Origin of the sequence: Pedobacter sp. KBW06, assembly GCF_003852525.1 — a bacterium.
GTDB lineage: Bacteria > Bacteroidota > Bacteroidia > Sphingobacteriales > Sphingobacteriaceae > Pedobacter.
In genome coordinates this window covers 117,767-134,976 of the sequence record NZ_QAJL01000009.1, presented here as the reverse complement: position 1 = coordinate 134,976, position 17,210 = coordinate 117,767, and the positions used below count along the sequence as shown (strand labels likewise).

The following is a 17,210-nucleotide window of genomic DNA, read 5'->3' as shown; positions in this document are numbered from 1 at the left end:
CCGTATGTGTCAAATTGTTTGTATCTTAGCTAATCATTAAAATGTGCCTGAATCAATACAAAAATAGCATTTTTTATAGACTTAAATCAAGTAAACAGCAAGCCTTCAGTAAATAATTGGTAATTATTAAAAAGATAAATGAGTAAAATTATTGCATTGGCAAATCAAAAAGGTGGTGTGGGTAAAACTACTTCATCTATAAACTTAGCCGCAAGTTTAGCCGTACTGGAATACAGAACTTTATTGGTTGACGCAGATCCTCAGGCAAACTCTACCTCTGGTATTGGCTTTGATCCAAGAAGTATAAAAAACAGCATCTACGAGTGTATCATTAATGATATCGAGCCGATGGATGCCATACAGAAAACCGAAACTCCCAATTTAGATCTTTTGCCTGCTCACATCGACCTGGTCGGTGCAGAGATTGAGATGATCAATCTGAACAACAGGGAATATAAAATGAAGGCCGTTCTGGAGAAAATTAAAGATCAGTATGATTTTATCATCATTGATTGCTCACCCTCTCTGGGTTTAATCACCATCAATGCGCTTACTGCGGCAGATTCAGTGATTATCCCTGTTCAGTGTGAATACTTCGCTCTTGAAGGACTGGGGAAATTATTGAATACAATTAAAATTGTTCAAAACCGTTTAAATACTGCATTGGAAATCGAAGGTATTTTACTGACGATGTATGACGTTCGTTTACGTTTGTCAAATCAGGTAGTAGAGGAAGTAAGAACCCATTTTCAAGACCTGGTATTTGAAACGATCATCCAAAGAAATACCCGTCTGAGTGAAGCGCCTAGTTATGGGATTTCTGTAATTATGCACGATGCAAATTGTAAAGGGGCGATTAACTATCTGAACCTGGCACGGGAAATCGTCCGTAAAAACGGATTGGTAAAAGAAGTGCAGGATGTAAATACAGCAATTATATAAAATTATCTTAATGACATCTTTTCAGCGAAAAACAGGTTTAGGTAAAGGGTTGAGTGCGCTTTTAGATGACAGCGACTCGGTTAATCCACCAAAAAATGGAGTTAACCCTGTAAGCGAAACCAGGCAGGAAACCGGCAATAATAGTGCTATTGGGAATATCAAAATCTCTGATATTGATACCAACCCTTTCCAGCCGCGCACGGAGTTTGATCAGGTTGCTTTAATTGAACTTTCAGAATCCATCAAAATTCAGGGACTGATCCAGCCGATTACCGTGCGGAAACAGACTGGAAACAGATACCAGCTGATCTCAGGTGAACGAAGATTACGCGCTTCCAAATTGGCTGGGTTGACTGAAATTCCCGCCTATGTACGGAGTGCCAATGACCAGCAAATGCTGGAGATGGCGCTTATCGAAAATATCCAGCGTGAAAACCTGAATGCCATTGAGGTAGCACTGAGTTTTCAAAGAATGCTGGAGGAGTGTAATTTGAAACAGGAGCAATTAGGAGAACGTGTAGGTAAAAACCGAACTACGGTAACCAATTACCTTCGCCTGCTGAAACTGCCACCAGTAATTCAGATCTCGATCCGCGATCAAAAGATCTCCATGGGACATGCCCGTGCATTGATCAATGTTGAAGAAGTCGATAAACAACTTTTTATCCATCAGGAAATTATTGATAAAGGGCTTTCCGTTAGAAAGGTTGAAGAATTGGTAAGAAGCATCAACAGTGTTGAAGTCAAATCTAAGTTTCAACGACAACCTAAAGGGGTGTCTTTCGAATATCAGAAATTACAGAAGGATCTGGCATCTAAATTTGCAACTAAAGTGAAACTCAAAGTAGGAGAGAATGGTAAGGGAGCAATTGAAATTCCTTTTATGTCTGAGGATGACCTGAGCAGAATTTTAGAATTATTGGATTGGTAATGTCAAAGATTTTCCTGTTGTCGGTGTTATTGATGCTTACTTCTTTTGCGGTTAAATCGCAGGAAGTATTGGTCAATAAGAAAGACAGCACGGCCTTAAAGCCGGTCGAAAAAAAGGTAGACACCTTAAAACCAAAATATATAAATCCTGGTAAAATAGCCGGTCGCCGGGCAATGCTCCGTTCTGCAATGCTCCCGGGGCTTGGGCAGATCAGAAATGGATTCACCTTCTATAGAGGATTAAAAGTAGCCGGAATCTATACTGGTGCAACATTACTCACCATTTCTTTTATCGATAATAATAAGAGTTATCATGAGGTCCTCGATGAGCTGAATTACCGTTTGGAAAATAAAGGCCTGCGTCAGAATCAACTCTATAGATCAGTCGAGGAACAAGGCCTGGTGAATGCCAAAGATCTTTACAAGAGAAACAAGCAAATCATTATCTTCTCTTTTGTTGGCCTGTACCTTCTGAATGTGGTAGAGGCATATATTGATGCAAGATTAAAATATTTTGATGTGGGGGATGTAGCGGTTAAATTTTCACCAACGGTGATCAATATGAATACCAATACGATGTATGGCTTAAATACAGCGGCACCCGGATTCAAGGTTACGCTCAGTTTTTAAAACAGATTTTATTAAATAAAGACGAAAATACAAATAGAAGCAACGATGAAAGTAGCATTATTGGGTTATGGTAAAATGGGGCAAATTATTGAACGTTTTGCACTGGAAAGAGGTCATGAAGTCGTTTTAAAAATTAGCGCAGATAACCTCGATGATCTGAATAAGGCTAATCTCTCTAAGGCTGATGTCGCGATTGACTTTAGTGCTCCCGATGCGGCTATAGGTAATATTTATGCCTGTTTTGAGGCTAACCTTCCAATTGTTGTGGGAACTACAGGTTGGTATGGACAACTACAGGAGGTGAAAAATGAATGTTTGAGCAGTAACAATACCTTGTTATATGGATCAAACTTTAGCATAGGAGTGAATATCTTCTTTCATGTGAATAAAGTCTTGGCAAAACTGATGAGTAACTTCCCTGCTTATGATGTGCAGGTGGAAGAAATTCACCATACCCAAAAACTGGACTCTCCCAGTGGGACTGCAATGACAATTGCTGAAGGAATCATTGAAGAGCTGGATGGCAAGACAGAATGGGTGAACGAATTGGTCGGAAGTCCTTTTGAAGATGTCATCAAAAAAGAACAGGTGCTGATAGAATCACATCGAATTGAAAATGTGCCGGGAACACATACCGTCGTGTATAGTTCTGAGGTGGATGATATTGAATTGAAACATACCGCACATAGTCGTGCAGGTTTTGCTTTGGGTGCTATAGTTGCAGCGGAGTGGTTGCAAAATAAACAAGGCTTTTATAATATAGCCGATATATTTAATTTTAAATAAAGATTATGAATTGGAAATTCTGGCAAAAGAACAATGATGCCAAGCCAAGAAAGAAAAAAACTAAAAGCCGGGAATGGTTTGATGCCATCTTATTTGCGGTAATAGCAGCGACGATCATCAGGGTGTTTTTTATTGAAGCCTATACCATACCAACGGCTTCTATGGAGCGGTCATTGTTGGTGGGCGACTTTTTGTTTGTCAGTAAAGTGAATTACGGAGCGAGAATTCCTATGACTCCGGTTGCTTTTCCTTTTGCACACCATACCATGCCGATCACCGGTACAAAAGCTTACTGGGATGGCGTAGAATGGAAATACCGTAGATTACCAGGACTATCTGATATTAAAAGAAATGATGTTGTCGTGTTTAACTACCCTCAGGGAGATACCGTAGCACTGGAATATCAGGACCAGGATTATTACCAAATGGTTAGATCATTGGGCTGGAAACAGGTTAACAGTCAGTTTACGATTGTTAGTCGCCCGGTAGATAAAAGAGAGAATTATATTAAACGATGCATCGGAATAGCAGGTGACACGGTAAGTATGAAAAACGGATTGGTGTACCTGAATGGAAAACCGGAGAAGTTAAAAAATACCGGGCAAATCGGATACGAAGTCGTGTTTAAAACTCAGGATGTTAATTTTAGCGTTTTTGAGGATATGGGCTTTAATGTTTCTGAAGAGATCTCTCCAATGAGCCAGAATTCTTACCAGTTTACCGGTACAGAACCGATGATGGAAAAAGTTCGCAAACTGGACTTTGTCCAATCAGTAAAAGAATTGACAGAAGTTGATCAGAAAAGAGATGGAGATATTTTTCCTTATGATCCGAACAGAAATTGGAATGTAGATAATTTTGGTCCGATCATTCTTCCTAAGAGAGGTTGGACGGTGAAACTGGATAGTGCGACAATGCCTCTTTATGAAAGAAGTATCCGTATTTACGAAGGAAATAAGGTAGAGAAATCAGGTAAAGGCTGGTTGATTAACGGCGTTGCTGCCGATAGCTATACTTTTAAAATGAATTACTATTGGATGATGGGAGATAATCGCCATAAATCTGCAGATTCGCGCTATTGGGGCTTTGTTCCTGAAGATCATATTGTTGGAAAAGCGTTATTTATCTGGATGAGTTATGATACTAATGGATCTTTCTTCAGTAAAATCAGGTGGAACAGATTACTTAAAGGAATACATTAACCTCTAATTATCAGGTTAAAAGCGGATGATGCAGTAGCATCATCCGCTTTTTTTTTTGATAAAAATTTCAGCAAATAACCTCGTTATCGCTATATAAAATGGCTATTATTTGATTTTTTAAAATAAAAGTTGGTGTAACTTAAAAATAAAATTAAAAAGTTCTATTTTTTTTGAAAAAATAAAATTAAGTTTATATAACCAAATATTACAATCGTGTTACAATGTTAGGATGAGAACAGGGAATCTCATCTTTTTCGGGGGAAGGTAGGGCGCTGACACTTACCACATTGAACAGATTAAGGGAACTACAAGCATTAATGTGTGGAGTTTGAAAAAAATGTTGCCGACAGGTCGGTATGCTTGTATTTAGGAAATTGTGAATTCAATTAATAAACATAGAGTATCAACTATTTAAAACGCAGTCTTTCAACTAACCTAAACCATTATGAAACAATTGTACTTAAAATGCTTTAGCATTTTGTTGTGTTGCCTCATGGCAGCGACAACTTATGCCCAGACTAAGATTACCGGTAAGGTAATTGATCAGCAGGGCCAGCCCTTACCAGGGGTAACAGTTACTGTCAAAGGAACCCAAATCAGAACTTCTACAGATGGAGGTGGTAATTTTGCGATTACTGCCACTGCCGGAGAGGTTTTAAGTTTCAGTTCAATCGGACTGGTGACGAAACAAATCACGGTAGGTAACTCGGGAACGGTGACCGTAACACTTGCAAATGACGAAACTACGTTGACAGAAGTTACCATTACGACCGCATTAGGGCTAAAAAAAGATAAAAAATCTCTGGGCTATTCTGCACAGAGTGTAAAGGGCAAAGATCTGAATGTCGCTCAGGCACCAACTATAGCGCAGGGTTTAATGGGTAAAGTAGCTGGTCTAAATATTAGCCAGGCTTCAGGTGGAGTTGAAGGTGGTTCCTCAAGAATTGTTGTTCGTGGAAACACCTCCCTTACAGGAGAAAACCGTGCTTTAATTATCGTAGATGGAGTTGCAATTAATAATGATCCGCTGAACAGTGGTCCAAATAATGGAGGCGGTGGCGCTTCAGGAACGAAGCAGGGGGCCGATGTCGCTGCTTATAACGACTGGGGCACAGGAATGAATTTTATTAATCCTGAAGATATCGAAGACATTACTGTATTGAAAGGACCGGCAGCGGCGGCACTTTACGGCGCGCGGGGTGCCAATGGTGTGATTCTGATCACCAGGAAAAAAGGGGAAAAAAGAGATGGACTCGGAGTAGATTATTCTTATGCTGTAAGGTCAACTAAAGCCTACGAATTCCTGAATTTTCAAAACGAATATGGTTCTGGTCTTGTGGGTTCATTGTGGACTGCCGATCAGGGAAAGCAGTTTCCAACCAACGGGGCAGGACAGCGCTACCAGATTGGAACCTATACCGGAACCTATGCAGCGGGAGATTATAAAACAGGTGCATATGGCATGTTGCCATACAACAACAGTGTTCAGGCCTGGGACCTGTTTTCGTTTCCCAGCGGATTATCCTGGGGACCAAAATTTGATAACCAGCCGGTTTTGTGGTACGATGGTGTGCTAAGGCCATACTCTGCGCAACCAGACAATTGGAAACCTTATTTTCCAGACGGAAACGTGTCTCAGCATAACGTGGCAATCTCAGGCGGCGGGGATTTTGGAACAGCGCGGTTCTCCTATACCCGCGATTATACCAAAGCAAATACCCTCAATAGTAATTTTGGATCGAATACCTTCAATATTGGTTCAACCATCAAAGTGAGTAAAAAAGTCTCCGCAGAAGTTACCGGAAGCTATGTGAATTTTGAACGCTTAAATACGCCGCCGATTGGCTCAGGTAATTACCTTGCTGGATTTTCCTATGCTGCTACCCGTGATTTCAGATCAGATGTAGAAGAAATGAATGACTTCGCTTTAAATGGCTCTCAAAGAGATGTGAATTCCAAGGCTAATTTTCCCGGAAGTACCGTTCAGTACCCTTATTATTCTTATATGGCCAATTCCTTCTGGAACATTTATAAGAACAATACCAATTTTAATAGAAATCAGTTAATAGGCGGAATGAAAATAACAGCTGATCTTACTGATTGGCTTAACCTTACTGCTCAGGGTGGTGTGGATAACTCCAATGATGTGACTGAAATCAGAGAATACCCTAAGAATATTCAGGGTACGGTTGGTGCATATAAAGAATCACTTGCCAAGAGTCTGAACAGGAATTTAAGTGCGCTTTTCAGATTGCATAAGGAAAACTTATTCGACAAGTCTATCAATGGAAGTTTAACCGGAGGAGTTGAATCTTACTATAGAAACGATTATATGGTCAGCAGCCGTACCAATGGGGATTTTATTAAACCTTTTGTTTTTGCCATTAACAATGGATCTAAAATAGAATCCTTTGATAATTATGTTCCTGAAGTGAGATATAGAAGAAAAATAAATTCCGCATTTGGCTTCCTTGACCTGTCTTACAAAGATTATCTTTTCTTACAGGTAACAGGACGTAATGACTGGTCTTCTACACTCCAGGATGGCTCGAATTCTTATTTTTATCCTTCCGCAAATTTAAGTTATGTCTTTTCAGAGGGTATTAAAGGTTTGGATACCGCTGCACCTTGGTTGAGTCTGGGTAAAATTACCTTTTCTTATGCAGAGACTGGCAGTGATACTGATCCTTATTCCATTCATAACATTATCACGACTGAAGCCTATAACGGACAGGCTGCACAGACCTATCCATTGAAATTAAAAGCGAATAATATAGAGCCTCAACGCTCCAGGGCATACGAATTGGGCTTAAATTTAGGCTTTTTAAAGAACCGGATTAATGTAGAGCTTTCTGCTTACAGCATGAAAACGTTTAATCAGATCTTAACCAATGCCTTACCTATTTCCTCGGGTTTTAATGAAGTTCAGATCAACAGAGGCTCATTGGGGAATAAAGGACTGGAATTCATCATTAATGCAAGGCCTATAGCGAACAGAGATTTCTCCTGGAGCGTAGCCGTGAATGGTGCGCATTCAAGTACTAAGGTACTTGCGCTGGATCCCGGGAATGACAACCTCCAACTGGGTACATTTTTTGAAGGAAACGGGATTTCTCAAAGAGTGAATGTGGGAGACAATTATGGAACACTCTATGGCAAAGACTTTACCTATCTGAATGGACAGAAAGTGGTGAAGGATGCAATAGGGGCAAATGGACAAAAGCTGACTTACACAGTTAATGGTGTCGAAAGAGTGGCGGGAACACAATGGGTCCTGACCCCAGATCAGGTTCCGATTGGTAATTCTCAGGCATTTTTAACAGGTGGAATCAGTAATACTTTTCGTTATAAGAACCTTTCATTATATGCAATGATTGATGCAAAAATTGGCGGAGATACCTTTTTTGGAACTTATGCTGCAGCAATGGGGAATGGATTGCTCGAAGAAACAGTAAAAGAGCGTAATGGCGGAGGTTTGCCGTTGACATATCCGGATGGCACAACCGCGAACACAGGAATTAGCTTTGGAGGGGTATATGCTGACGGAACACCAAATACAAATGTAGTGAATCCGGCATGGTATTATCTGGGAACTTATGCCTCATGGAACCATATTGGGGTGCCGCGTTCAGCTTCAGTTTTCGAAAATACCTGGGTTAAATTGAGAGAGGTAGCCCTGACTTATCAGGTGCCGAAAACAGTGATCCAAAAAACAAAGTTTATTCAGAACCTGAGCGTGTCATTAATTGGTCGCGATTTGTTTTACATCTATACCAGCATCCCTAAAGGATTAAATCCGGAAGGCGTAAATGGGATTGGTAATATGCAGGGAATTGAGTTCTCATCTATTCCACGCGTGAGGTCATTTGGATTATCTGTTAAATCATCATTCTAGTCTTAAACTTATTCAAAATGAAACTTAATCAAAAAATAATATATGGTATGCTGGTTTTCTGGACGATTACTGGTAGCCTGGCCTGTAAAAAAGGATTTGAAGAAATCAACAGGCCATATAATGAAGCAGGTGTCGAAACCCAAACTGTAGCGGGACTATTTAATGGATTAGCGAAATCTGTGACAGATGAGGACAATACGCTTTACATCAGCCTGTTTTACTCCTCTACGAATCAACAGGCAGTGCAAAATAAGATTACACCATATTTAAATTATAGTTCCAGCTTCTGGAATAAATATTATCCAAGTTTAAAAAATTATCGCTCTTTGCTAAAGCGAATCACACAAGAGGCCAATCCGGCAGAATTTGATAATGTGAAACACATGGCTACGATTCTGATCGCTTCGAAGACTTTACATATGCTCGACTATTATGGAAGTATTCCTTATACTCAAGCAGGTTTAGGAGATACCGGTATAGAATTCTATCGTCCTGTTTACGACAAAGAAGCTGACATTTATAAGAGTGTCCTGGCAGATCTGAAGACTGCAGTGAACGGAATTAACAGCGCTGGGGGCCAAACGAGTATTGGCGCTTCTGAATCTTTTTTAAATAGTGATTTTGATGCCTGGAAGAAATTTGGAAATTCATTGAGATTGCGCTACGCTGTCCGTTTGTATAATAAAGAGCAAGCTCTGGCTTCAGAGATTATCAATGATATTATAGGAGGAAATCAGCTTTTACCCAACAATCAGGATGTTGCTAAACTGGAAAAAAGTAATTTTGGTTTCTGGCCAGGTTCTGTTTCTCCTGGAATTTCAACAGAACGCCAGTGGTACACTTTCAGAGAGACCTCTGTTTCCAATATCCGGATGAGCAAAAATGTTTGGAATAAGATGTCAAGTTCTGATGCACCCTCCGGAGCGGGTATTTATGATCCAAGATGTTTTATTTTCTTTCAAACCAATAATGCTGATCAGTGGGTTCCACAGCTTCAGAATGGTTCGGAAAGTGAAGGTGGTGAACCTTATAAAAATGACGGAAGTCCGAGCCGAAGGCCAATTGGATCGGATCCCGGGAACAAATTTGCCAGCTTTAATTTCTTTACGATCTATGATCAGATTTACTTTCCTTACCTGATCATTACAGAGGCTGATGTTCATTTCCTGAAAGCAGAAATCTATCAAAGAGGAATGGGGGTGGGCAAAAATACGAGTTTAGCTAAAACAGAGTATGAAGCAGGGATTACTTCCTCCGTTAATTTCTGGTATGCTTATGCAAATAATTCTAAAGCATGGTTGATCAAACCAATACCACCAACAGCTTTACAAATGACCGCTCTTTTAAGTAATCCTGCAGTACTCTATAACGGTGGGAATGATAATGATGCATTGACTAAGATTGCAACCCAGGCCTGGCTGGCTACCATGTTCCAGCCTGCAGAGGCCTGGTCAATTGTAAGACGGACAGGGCTAACACCAAAAGATCCTTCTTTTAATCCTACTTACAGGGTCAATAAACTTCCATATCCAAATGAAGAAAGTGTGAACAACAATGCAAATTGGAAAAATGCAACTGGTGGGGCAGATCAAAATGCCCAGGCGCTAAATAAGGTATACTGGATGCCTTAGCCTTATCTTAAAAGCCCTGGATCTGAATAGACGATCCGGGGTTTTTAATCCTCTTTTAGGTATGCTTCGATTTTTATTATTTAATGTTTCTTTGGTGTACTTAAAAAAAAATTAATAAGTTACTCGCATTTGTCATAAAAATATTTTAAGTTTGATCAACAAACCTAATCATGTGACCGCCACAAAGAAAAAATACCATCAACTCCGTAGAGAGGTGATTAAGCATCTGTATTATAATGATATGCTCACCTTAATGGAGTTAAGTAAGCTCACTCATAAGAGCTTGCCTTTAGTGACGACGACCGTAAATGACCTGATGGCTGAAGGCTATGTCCTTGAGCATGGTCTTGCCCCTTCCACAGGAGGTCGAAGGGCGCTTACCTTCCTTTTAAATCAACAAAAACAAAGATACATAATTGCAGTCGCAATGGACCAGCTGGTTACTCAGGTGGTGATCTATGACTTACTGAATCAGGTGAAAACTGAACCAGAAATTCGACGATTATCACTTAAGGATGACCAGGAAAGTACGAAAGCGCTGGTAGAATTCTTGAAGGAGTATATCTTAAGTTCAGGGATTTCAAACGAGGAAATTTTAGGCGTCGGTATAGGAATGCCTGGATTCGTCAACGCTGAACATGGAATAAACCATACTTTTTTTAAGATAAAAGGAGATGGCAACCTGAAAAACCACCTGACCAAAGAACTTGGCCTTCCGGTATTCATTGACAATGATTCCAGTATCATCGCCTTAGCCGAGTTGAAATTCGGTGCTGGAAAAGGACTTAAAGACGTAATGGTAGTCAATATCGGCTGGGGAATCGGACTTGGAATGGTGATCAATGGTAGTTTGTTCAGAGGACATAGTGGATATGCTGGTGAATTCAGCCATATACCGCTTTCTCAAAGTAACAAATTGTGTTCATGTGGTAAAAGAGGCTGTTTGGAGGTAGATACTTCCTTGTTGATTTTGGTCGAAAGGGCAAAATCGCAAATTGCTTCAGGAGTAAGCTCAAGTCTCGAGCATCTGTTCCTTGATGAAACAAGGTTGCCAGGTGATCATTTTCTGGAAGCAGCAAAAGCGGGGGATCCTTTAGCAGTTTCAATTCTTGCGGATGCCGCTTTTTTGATTGGAAAAGGACTGGCGACGCTGATCCATATTATTAATCCAAAACTGATTGTTTTGAGTGGCAGGGGGGCTACTGCAGGGAAGATATTAATGGCTCCTATTCAGCAGGCAATCAATGAGTTTTGTATTCCAAGACTGGCAGAATACACCGATATTCAGGTTTCGGAGATATCTACAGAATCAGGGCTGTTAGGGGCAGCAACACTGGTTGTCGAGAATTGTAATTTTAATTAAAATATAGCAAAGTGTTTTAGTTTAGGGATATGCTAAAACCTTTTAAAGAATACACGCAAACCAATCAATTAACTTAAATTCTAACAATTAAATCAAAAAAGATGAAACAATTTTACCTGAAGTGTTTTTGGATGCTGTTGCTGACTTGTTCTGCAATAGGGTCTTACGCTCAAAAATCTTTTACGGGGACAGTGAAAGATAATCGGGGACAGGCATTGCCAGGGGTCTCTGTGAATGAAAAAGGTACCAAAAATGGAACCGCAACTAACGAAATCGGAAATTTCTCTATTGCTGTGGGACCTGCAAGTGTTTTGAGAATATCACTGATTGGTTATGTTACTCAGGAAATTACCGTAGGGGATAAGAAGAGTATCAATGTTACTTTGGAAGAAGACAACCAAACCTTAAATGAAGTGGTGGTAACAACGGGTTTTGGTGTTAGAAAACAAACAAGAAAACTAAGTTATTCAATTCAGGAAGTTAAAGGTGATGACCTTACCCGTGCAAATGAGCCGAATTTGGTGAATGCACTAAATGGTAAAGTTGCGGGTGTGGTGATTAACATGGGTGCCGGTGGACCTCAGTCTTCTTCAAGAATCAGGATCAGAGGAAATGCTTCTCTAAGCCAGAATACACAACCATTGGTTGTGATTGACGGAGTATTGATTCAGCCAGGTGTAACTGGTGCAGACTCTTATGGAAACAGTCCTCAGGATTTTGGTAACATTATGAAAAACTTAAATGCGGATGATTATGAAAGCATTACCGTATTAAAAGGTGCTGCGGCAAGTTCACTATATGGTTCTAGAGCTCAGAACGGTGTGCTTTTAATTACTTCAAAGAAAGGTAAATCAGGACAAGGTCTGGGAATTTCATTTTCTCATACACAAACTGTGGAAGAAGTTTACCGTACTTTCGATCTTCAAAATGAATTCGGAGGTGGTATAACCCCAACTTTTACCAAGGATGCAAGTGGAATGCAGCAAGTGGATAAAGCCAATTATTTCTGGAGCTTTGGTCCAAAATATGACGGCTCAGAGGTTAAAGATATTGATGGACGTATCATCAAATGGAATGCTCAGCCGAATAATATTTTAGATGCTTATAATAACGGAATCTATAGCAATTCAAATTTGGCATTTCAAGGTGCCAATGAAGATGGAAACTTTAGATTGTCTTATACCAAGATGGCTAACAAAGGAATCTTACCTAATAATAAGTTTGACCGTGATGCGGTAGATTTTAGAGGGTCAAGAAAAATCGGTAAAATCTTTACTATTGATGCAGGTGTAAACTATACCGTTAGTAATGTTTTGAATCCAATTAACCAGTCTAACAATAGCAGTCCTTTATTTGCTTTAACTTATGCGAATCCAAGAAGCTATGATACAAAATACTGGATGAACCATTACAGAGATGAAGTAAATGGCGGCCGCTTAAGAGATGCTGCGGATCCTTATGGATTGTCGTCTTTCTGGTATGATTTATATACTAAAAAGAACAGACAAAAAGAGAACAATTTCAGGGGGAATGTGGAAGTTACGGCTAACATCACACCTTGGTTGAACGCGATGGTTAGGGGAACACTTAATCAGGTGAATACCATAAGAGAAGTGAAAAATATCGGTGATGGAGTAGGATTCACAGGCGGCGAATATGGATCGGGGCAATCTGATCAGAGAAGCACCAGATTACAGTTTTTGCTGAATGCAAGTCGTAAGATCAATGACAATTTTGATTTTAACCTTAGCTTGGGTGGAGAAACCACAAGTGATTTTGGAAAGAATACAACCTATACCAGAACCGATGGCGGTTTAAAAGATCCAGGTAAATTCTTCTTGGGTAATTCTGTAAAGACACTAATCACCGAGAACTCACTTGACGGTAGTCAGCGTACTGACGCGGTATATGCTTATGGTGATATTTCCTATAAAAACATGTTGACATTGAATGTAAGTCTTCGTAACGATTGGTCTTCAACGTTAACCTATCCAAATGGTACAGGTAGCTATGGTTACCTTTATCCTTCAGTAGGTTTGGCTTATATTTTCTCCGAGTCATTGAAAAATGTACCGGGATTAGGATTCCTTTCTTATGGAAAGCTGAGAGCCAACTATGGTCATACCGGCCTTGGAACCAATCCTTATGAAACGAGCAGAGGCTTATATAAATTCATCGGTACTTATAAAGATGCGAAGGATATTGAAATGCCACGCTATGGCTACAGTGAATTTGTTAAAGGAAATCCTAACCTTAAGAATGAGCTGACCAAAGAATTTGAAATTGGTACAGAAATGCGTTTCCTGAATGACCGTATTGGTATTGACGCATCATTTTACAGAAAAAACACATTCAATCAAGTCCTTGCGCTACAGGTTCCTGGAGAAAGTGGTGTAGACAAACAGTTGATTAATGCCGGAAATATACAGAATCAAGGTATCGAGATTTTGATCAATGGTTCACCTATTAAGACGAAAGATTTTGAGTGGAACAGTACATTAAATTTTGCCCGCAACAGAAATAAGGTCATTAAACTTGCACCAGGTGTAACAAGTGTAACATTAGCGAATGCTTTTGGTGCTGATATGTCTTCTGTGGCCATCGAAGGAGAAGAATACGGAACCATTTATACAGGATACGGTTTTGCTTCTTATCAGGCTAAAGATGCACAAGGTAATAATATCGATGATCCACGTAATGGACAAAAGATGTTAAAAGCCAATGGTAGCTACTGGAGAAGTGGTGACGCAGGTCAGGGAAATAAAAAATTAGGTAGTATGATGGAGAAATTTACTGCAAGTTCCATCAACAGTTTCAGATATAAAGACTTTAACCTTGGTTTCCAGATTGATGCAAAAGTAGGTGGTATGATGGCTTCAGGAACTCACCAGTATGGCTCTAACTTTGGAGTATTCCAAAGCACGCTACCTGGCCGTTCTGCAGATCATGGAGGCGTACTAAGAAAAGATGCTGCTGGAAATTCATTTAATGATGGTATCATTCCTGAAGGTATTTTTGCTGACGGAACAATCATCAATAATGTAAATGTAGGTGGTACTACCTTTGCTGACGCAGTTGGAAAAGGATTAATTCAACCAGTTAGTGCACGTGTTCACTATGCAAGATTAACGCAGTGGGCTACAGGAATCAGGGAATACTCTACGTTCGAGAACAACTGGGTGGCATTAAGAGAAGTTTCAGTAGGCTATACCTTGCCAAAAAGATTTACAGATAAAATGAAATTCAACAGAGTGAATCTAAGCTTTATCGCAAGAAACCTGACTTATATTTATAACAGTCTTCCAGATCATATCAATCCGGAATCGTTATTCTCAAATAGCCCGGGTGCATTTGCTGAATATGGAGGTGCTCCGTATACCCGCACATTTGCGCTTTCAATTAAAGCAAGTCTATAGAACCTGAGTTTGTAAAATATTTTTTAAAAGAAATTAAGATGAAAACAAAATATAAAGCATGGATAGGGATAGTAGCCTTTGCATGCATCTCAATATCATCCTGTAAAAAGGAGAAATTTGTGGAACTGAATACAGATCCTTCATTGCTTGACAAGATTACTCCTGAACAACAATTCATGAATGCTTCCATCCGGATGAACAATGAACGTTCAGAATGGTATTATGATAACGTGCGTGGAATTATGCCATGGATGCAGATGGCAACGCCGCTAACAGGAAATGGTGTCTCATTTGTGACGGAGTCAGGTAACCTGAAGAACACAAGGTACAACATGTTCTATCCTGGAATAGGCGCTTCTTTCACCGACGTATTGCATATCATTTCACAAATGTCGGCTGAAGAACAGGCAAAACGTGTACATCAGGTGGCAATTGCATCTATTGTCAAAGCATATTACGCATTTTATGTTTCTGATATCAATGGTAGTATTGCTTATAATGAGGCTTTTCAAGGTAAATATGGAGGTACATTTACCCCTAAGTATGATACCCAGGAAGTGTTATTTGATGTATTGGATACACAGCTAAAAGATGCAATTCTGAAATTAACCAGTACTCCTGAAGCTGGTCAGACCTCTCTTGGAGCTCAGGACTTGTTCTTCAAAGGATCGAGCAGTAAATGGGTAAAAACGGCAAATGCAATCCGTTTGAGAATGGCGATGCGTTTAATGAAAAGAAACCCAACAAAAATGACAACAAGGGTTCAGGAAGTTTTAGCTACCCCTGCTAACCTTATGGTTGACAATACAGACAGCTGGACATTTGAAGCTAATTCAAATATCGCTGATGGTGGTGACTGGTCAGTATTGAGCATCAGGGCCCCAAGACCGGTAGTAGATTTTATGTATACCAATGCAGATCCAAGGATCAGGTTTTTCTATCAGCCTAACTACTTTTCTCAAGCCAATTTTGACGCTGCTAAAGCACAAGGAAAAATCGCTTCAAATGCGGTATATGACGCTAAACGTTATTATGGTGTAGCAACCAGCCCTGACGCTTCTGCTGCCCCTGATTTTGCGAAATTTTTCAATAGCGTAACGATTAACGTTACGCAGGCAAACGGTCTTCCGGGAACTCTTGTTTTAGATACATTGTCTAATCTTCAGCCTAAATTGTTCGCTGCAGGTGAAAATAGCGGTACAGGTGTTAACTTTTTCCCAATGGTTACTTATGCTGACTTTTGTTTCATGAGAGCTGAACTTGCTGCACGTGCAATCACCGGTGAATCGGCAAAAGATTGGTACGATAAAGGAGTTACGGCTTCCATCATGATGTATGATGATATGGCAAACAGAGCTAAGATTGTAGATAGAGAAAACAAAAGTAACTATGTAGCGGCTACGCCTTCAGAAATTACAGCCTATCTGGCAAAGCCTTCAGTAGTTTACAACCCTGCTAAAGGAATCGATCAGATTGCTTGTCAGGCCTACCTGCACTTCTTTAAGCAACCAAGTGAAGCTTGGGCATTGTATAAAAGAACAGGTTATCCAAATGCCACAAGTGTACTTCCTTTAGAAAAATTAATTGCTCAGGGTACAGAGCAGGTAATTCCAAGAAGAGCTGCTTTACCTTTCCCTACAGTTTCAAACCTGAATTATCAAAACATCATTGATGCTTATAACGACATGAAAAAAGATCCTGACTTCGGACAGGGCCCAAGTGACATCTTCGGCCGTGTATGGTGGGATAAAAAATAACATTATAATAATTATATTAAGGGTGCCCATTGTGGCACCCTTATTTATTAAAGACCGATACGGAAATGAAATCATCTGATTTAAAAATACTAAGCCTGATGCTCCTGCTGCTGTTTACCAGCTCCGTAAAGGGACAGTTAAAAGCTGTTTCCTGGAAAAAAATAAGTGGCATCACTTTGCAAAATAAGAATGGGAAAAATCAAAATATAGCTCCTACAGGACTAACTGTACTCGTATTTCTATCTCCTGAATGCCCCCTTTGCCGAAACTATATTCCGGTACTCAATGCCCTTCAAAAAAAATACACAGAGGTACGGATCTTCGGAATATTTCCCGGTGCTGCATATACTGCAAAACAGATTAGCGATTTCCAAAACGAGTATAAGGTCAGTTTTAACATGCTGATCGACCGCAAAAAAGAACTTACACATCATTTGAAAGCCACCACAACACCGGAATGCATTTTAATATCTAAACTGGGTGCGATACCCTATAGAGGGCTGATCGACAACTGGGCAAGTGGCCTGGGACAAAAAAGAAAGGTAACCACTGAGAAGTTTCTTGAAAATGCCATTGATGATGTTTTAAATCAAAGAATACCCGCCACTTCACAAACCAAGCCTGTAGGCTGTTTGATAAACGATATATAATTCCTACA

General features: G+C 39.9%; 11 protein-coding genes. All 11 read left to right on the top strand.

The genetic code is table 11. The annotated features are described in order from the left end of the window. The first annotated feature begins 138 nt into the window (after positions 1-138). A complete protein-coding gene (locus DBR43_RS32575) occupies positions 139-942 on the top strand; it encodes a ParA family protein (RefSeq protein WP_124587535.1) in 804 nt (267 codons plus the stop codon). Between the two features lie 10 nt (positions 943-952). Further along, positions 953-1,873: a ParB/RepB/Spo0J family partition protein gene (locus tag DBR43_RS32570; protein WP_124587534.1), complete on the top strand. Its 921-nt coding sequence runs from the start codon at positions 953-955 to the stop codon at positions 1,871-1,873. Beyond that, positions 1,873-2,502 carry a DUF5683 domain-containing protein gene (locus DBR43_RS32565; RefSeq protein WP_124587533.1) on the top strand — a complete coding sequence of 210 codons (630 nt, stop codon included), beginning with the start codon at positions 1,873-1,875 and terminating at the stop codon, positions 2,500-2,502. The genes DBR43_RS32570 and DBR43_RS32565 overlap by 1 nt, the downstream gene beginning before the upstream one ends. Before the next feature lie 45 nt (positions 2,503-2,547). Beyond that, entirely contained in the window at positions 2,548-3,288 is a 741-nt protein-coding gene (gene dapB, locus DBR43_RS32560; protein ID WP_124587532.1) for a 4-hydroxy-tetrahydrodipicolinate reductase, read from the top strand. Between the two features lie 5 nt (positions 3,289-3,293). Beyond that, the gene (gene lepB / locus DBR43_RS32555; protein WP_124587531.1) at positions 3,294-4,490 is read left to right on the top strand and encodes a signal peptidase I; all 1,197 of its coding nucleotides are present in this window, start codon (positions 3,294-3,296) and stop codon (positions 4,488-4,490) included. 445 nt (positions 4,491-4,935) lie between these two features. Further along, complete coding sequence (locus DBR43_RS32550; protein WP_124587530.1) at positions 4,936-8,385, top strand: SusC/RagA family TonB-linked outer membrane protein; 3,450 nt, start codon at positions 4,936-4,938, stop codon at positions 8,383-8,385. Positions 8,386-8,402: 17 nt separating this feature from the next. Further along, positions 8,403-10,016, top strand: coding sequence for a SusD/RagB family nutrient-binding outer membrane lipoprotein (locus tag DBR43_RS32545; RefSeq protein WP_124587529.1), 1,614 nt, complete (start codon positions 8,403-8,405; stop codon positions 10,014-10,016). 151 nt (positions 10,017-10,167) lie between these two features. Next, complete coding sequence (locus DBR43_RS32540; RefSeq protein ID WP_233603313.1) at positions 10,168-11,379, top strand: ROK family protein; 1,212 nt, start codon at positions 10,168-10,170, stop codon at positions 11,377-11,379. A gap of 101 nt (positions 11,380-11,480) precedes the next feature. Further along, positions 11,481-14,795, top strand: a complete 3,315-nt coding sequence (locus tag DBR43_RS32535; RefSeq protein WP_199757187.1) for a SusC/RagA family TonB-linked outer membrane protein — start codon at positions 11,481-11,483, stop codon at positions 14,793-14,795. A gap of 38 nt (positions 14,796-14,833) precedes the next feature. Continuing rightward, positions 14,834-16,552: a SusD/RagB family nutrient-binding outer membrane lipoprotein gene (locus DBR43_RS32530; RefSeq protein ID WP_124587528.1), complete on the top strand. Its 1,719-nt coding sequence runs from the start codon at positions 14,834-14,836 to the stop codon at positions 16,550-16,552. Between the two features lie 65 nt (positions 16,553-16,617). Further along, positions 16,618-17,202, top strand: a complete 585-nt coding sequence (locus DBR43_RS32525) for a redoxin domain-containing protein (protein WP_124587527.1) — start codon at positions 16,618-16,620, stop codon at positions 17,200-17,202. Positions 17,203-17,210: the final 8 nt, after the last annotated feature.

Bases quoted from the DNA above. Each gene is read 5' to 3' on its own strand.
- DBR43_RS32525 (WP_124587527.1), top strand. From the start codon at position 16,618: ATGAAATCATCTGATTTAAAAATACTAAGCCTGATGCTCCTGCTGCTG.
- dapB (WP_124587532.1), top strand. From the start codon at position 2,548: ATGAAAGTAGCATTATTGGGTTATGGTAAAATGGGGCAAATTATTGAA.
- DBR43_RS32535 (WP_199757187.1), top strand. From the start codon at position 11,481: ATGAAACAATTTTACCTGAAGTGTTTTTGGATGCTGTTGCTGACTTGT.
- DBR43_RS32565 (WP_124587533.1), top strand. From the start codon at position 1,873: ATGTCAAAGATTTTCCTGTTGTCGGTGTTATTGATGCTTACTTCTTTT.
- DBR43_RS32550 (WP_124587530.1), top strand. From the start codon at position 4,936: ATGAAACAATTGTACTTAAAATGCTTTAGCATTTTGTTGTGTTGCCTC.
- DBR43_RS32545 (WP_124587529.1), top strand. From the start codon at position 8,403: ATGAAACTTAATCAAAAAATAATATATGGTATGCTGGTTTTCTGGACG.
- lepB (WP_124587531.1), top strand. From the start codon at position 3,294: ATGAATTGGAAATTCTGGCAAAAGAACAATGATGCCAAGCCAAGAAAG.
- DBR43_RS32570 (WP_124587534.1), top strand. From the start codon at position 953: ATGACATCTTTTCAGCGAAAAACAGGTTTAGGTAAAGGGTTGAGTGCG.
- DBR43_RS32575 (WP_124587535.1), top strand. From the start codon at position 139: ATGAGTAAAATTATTGCATTGGCAAATCAAAAAGGTGGTGTGGGTAAA.
- DBR43_RS32530 (WP_124587528.1), top strand. From the start codon at position 14,834: ATGAAAACAAAATATAAAGCATGGATAGGGATAGTAGCCTTTGCATGC.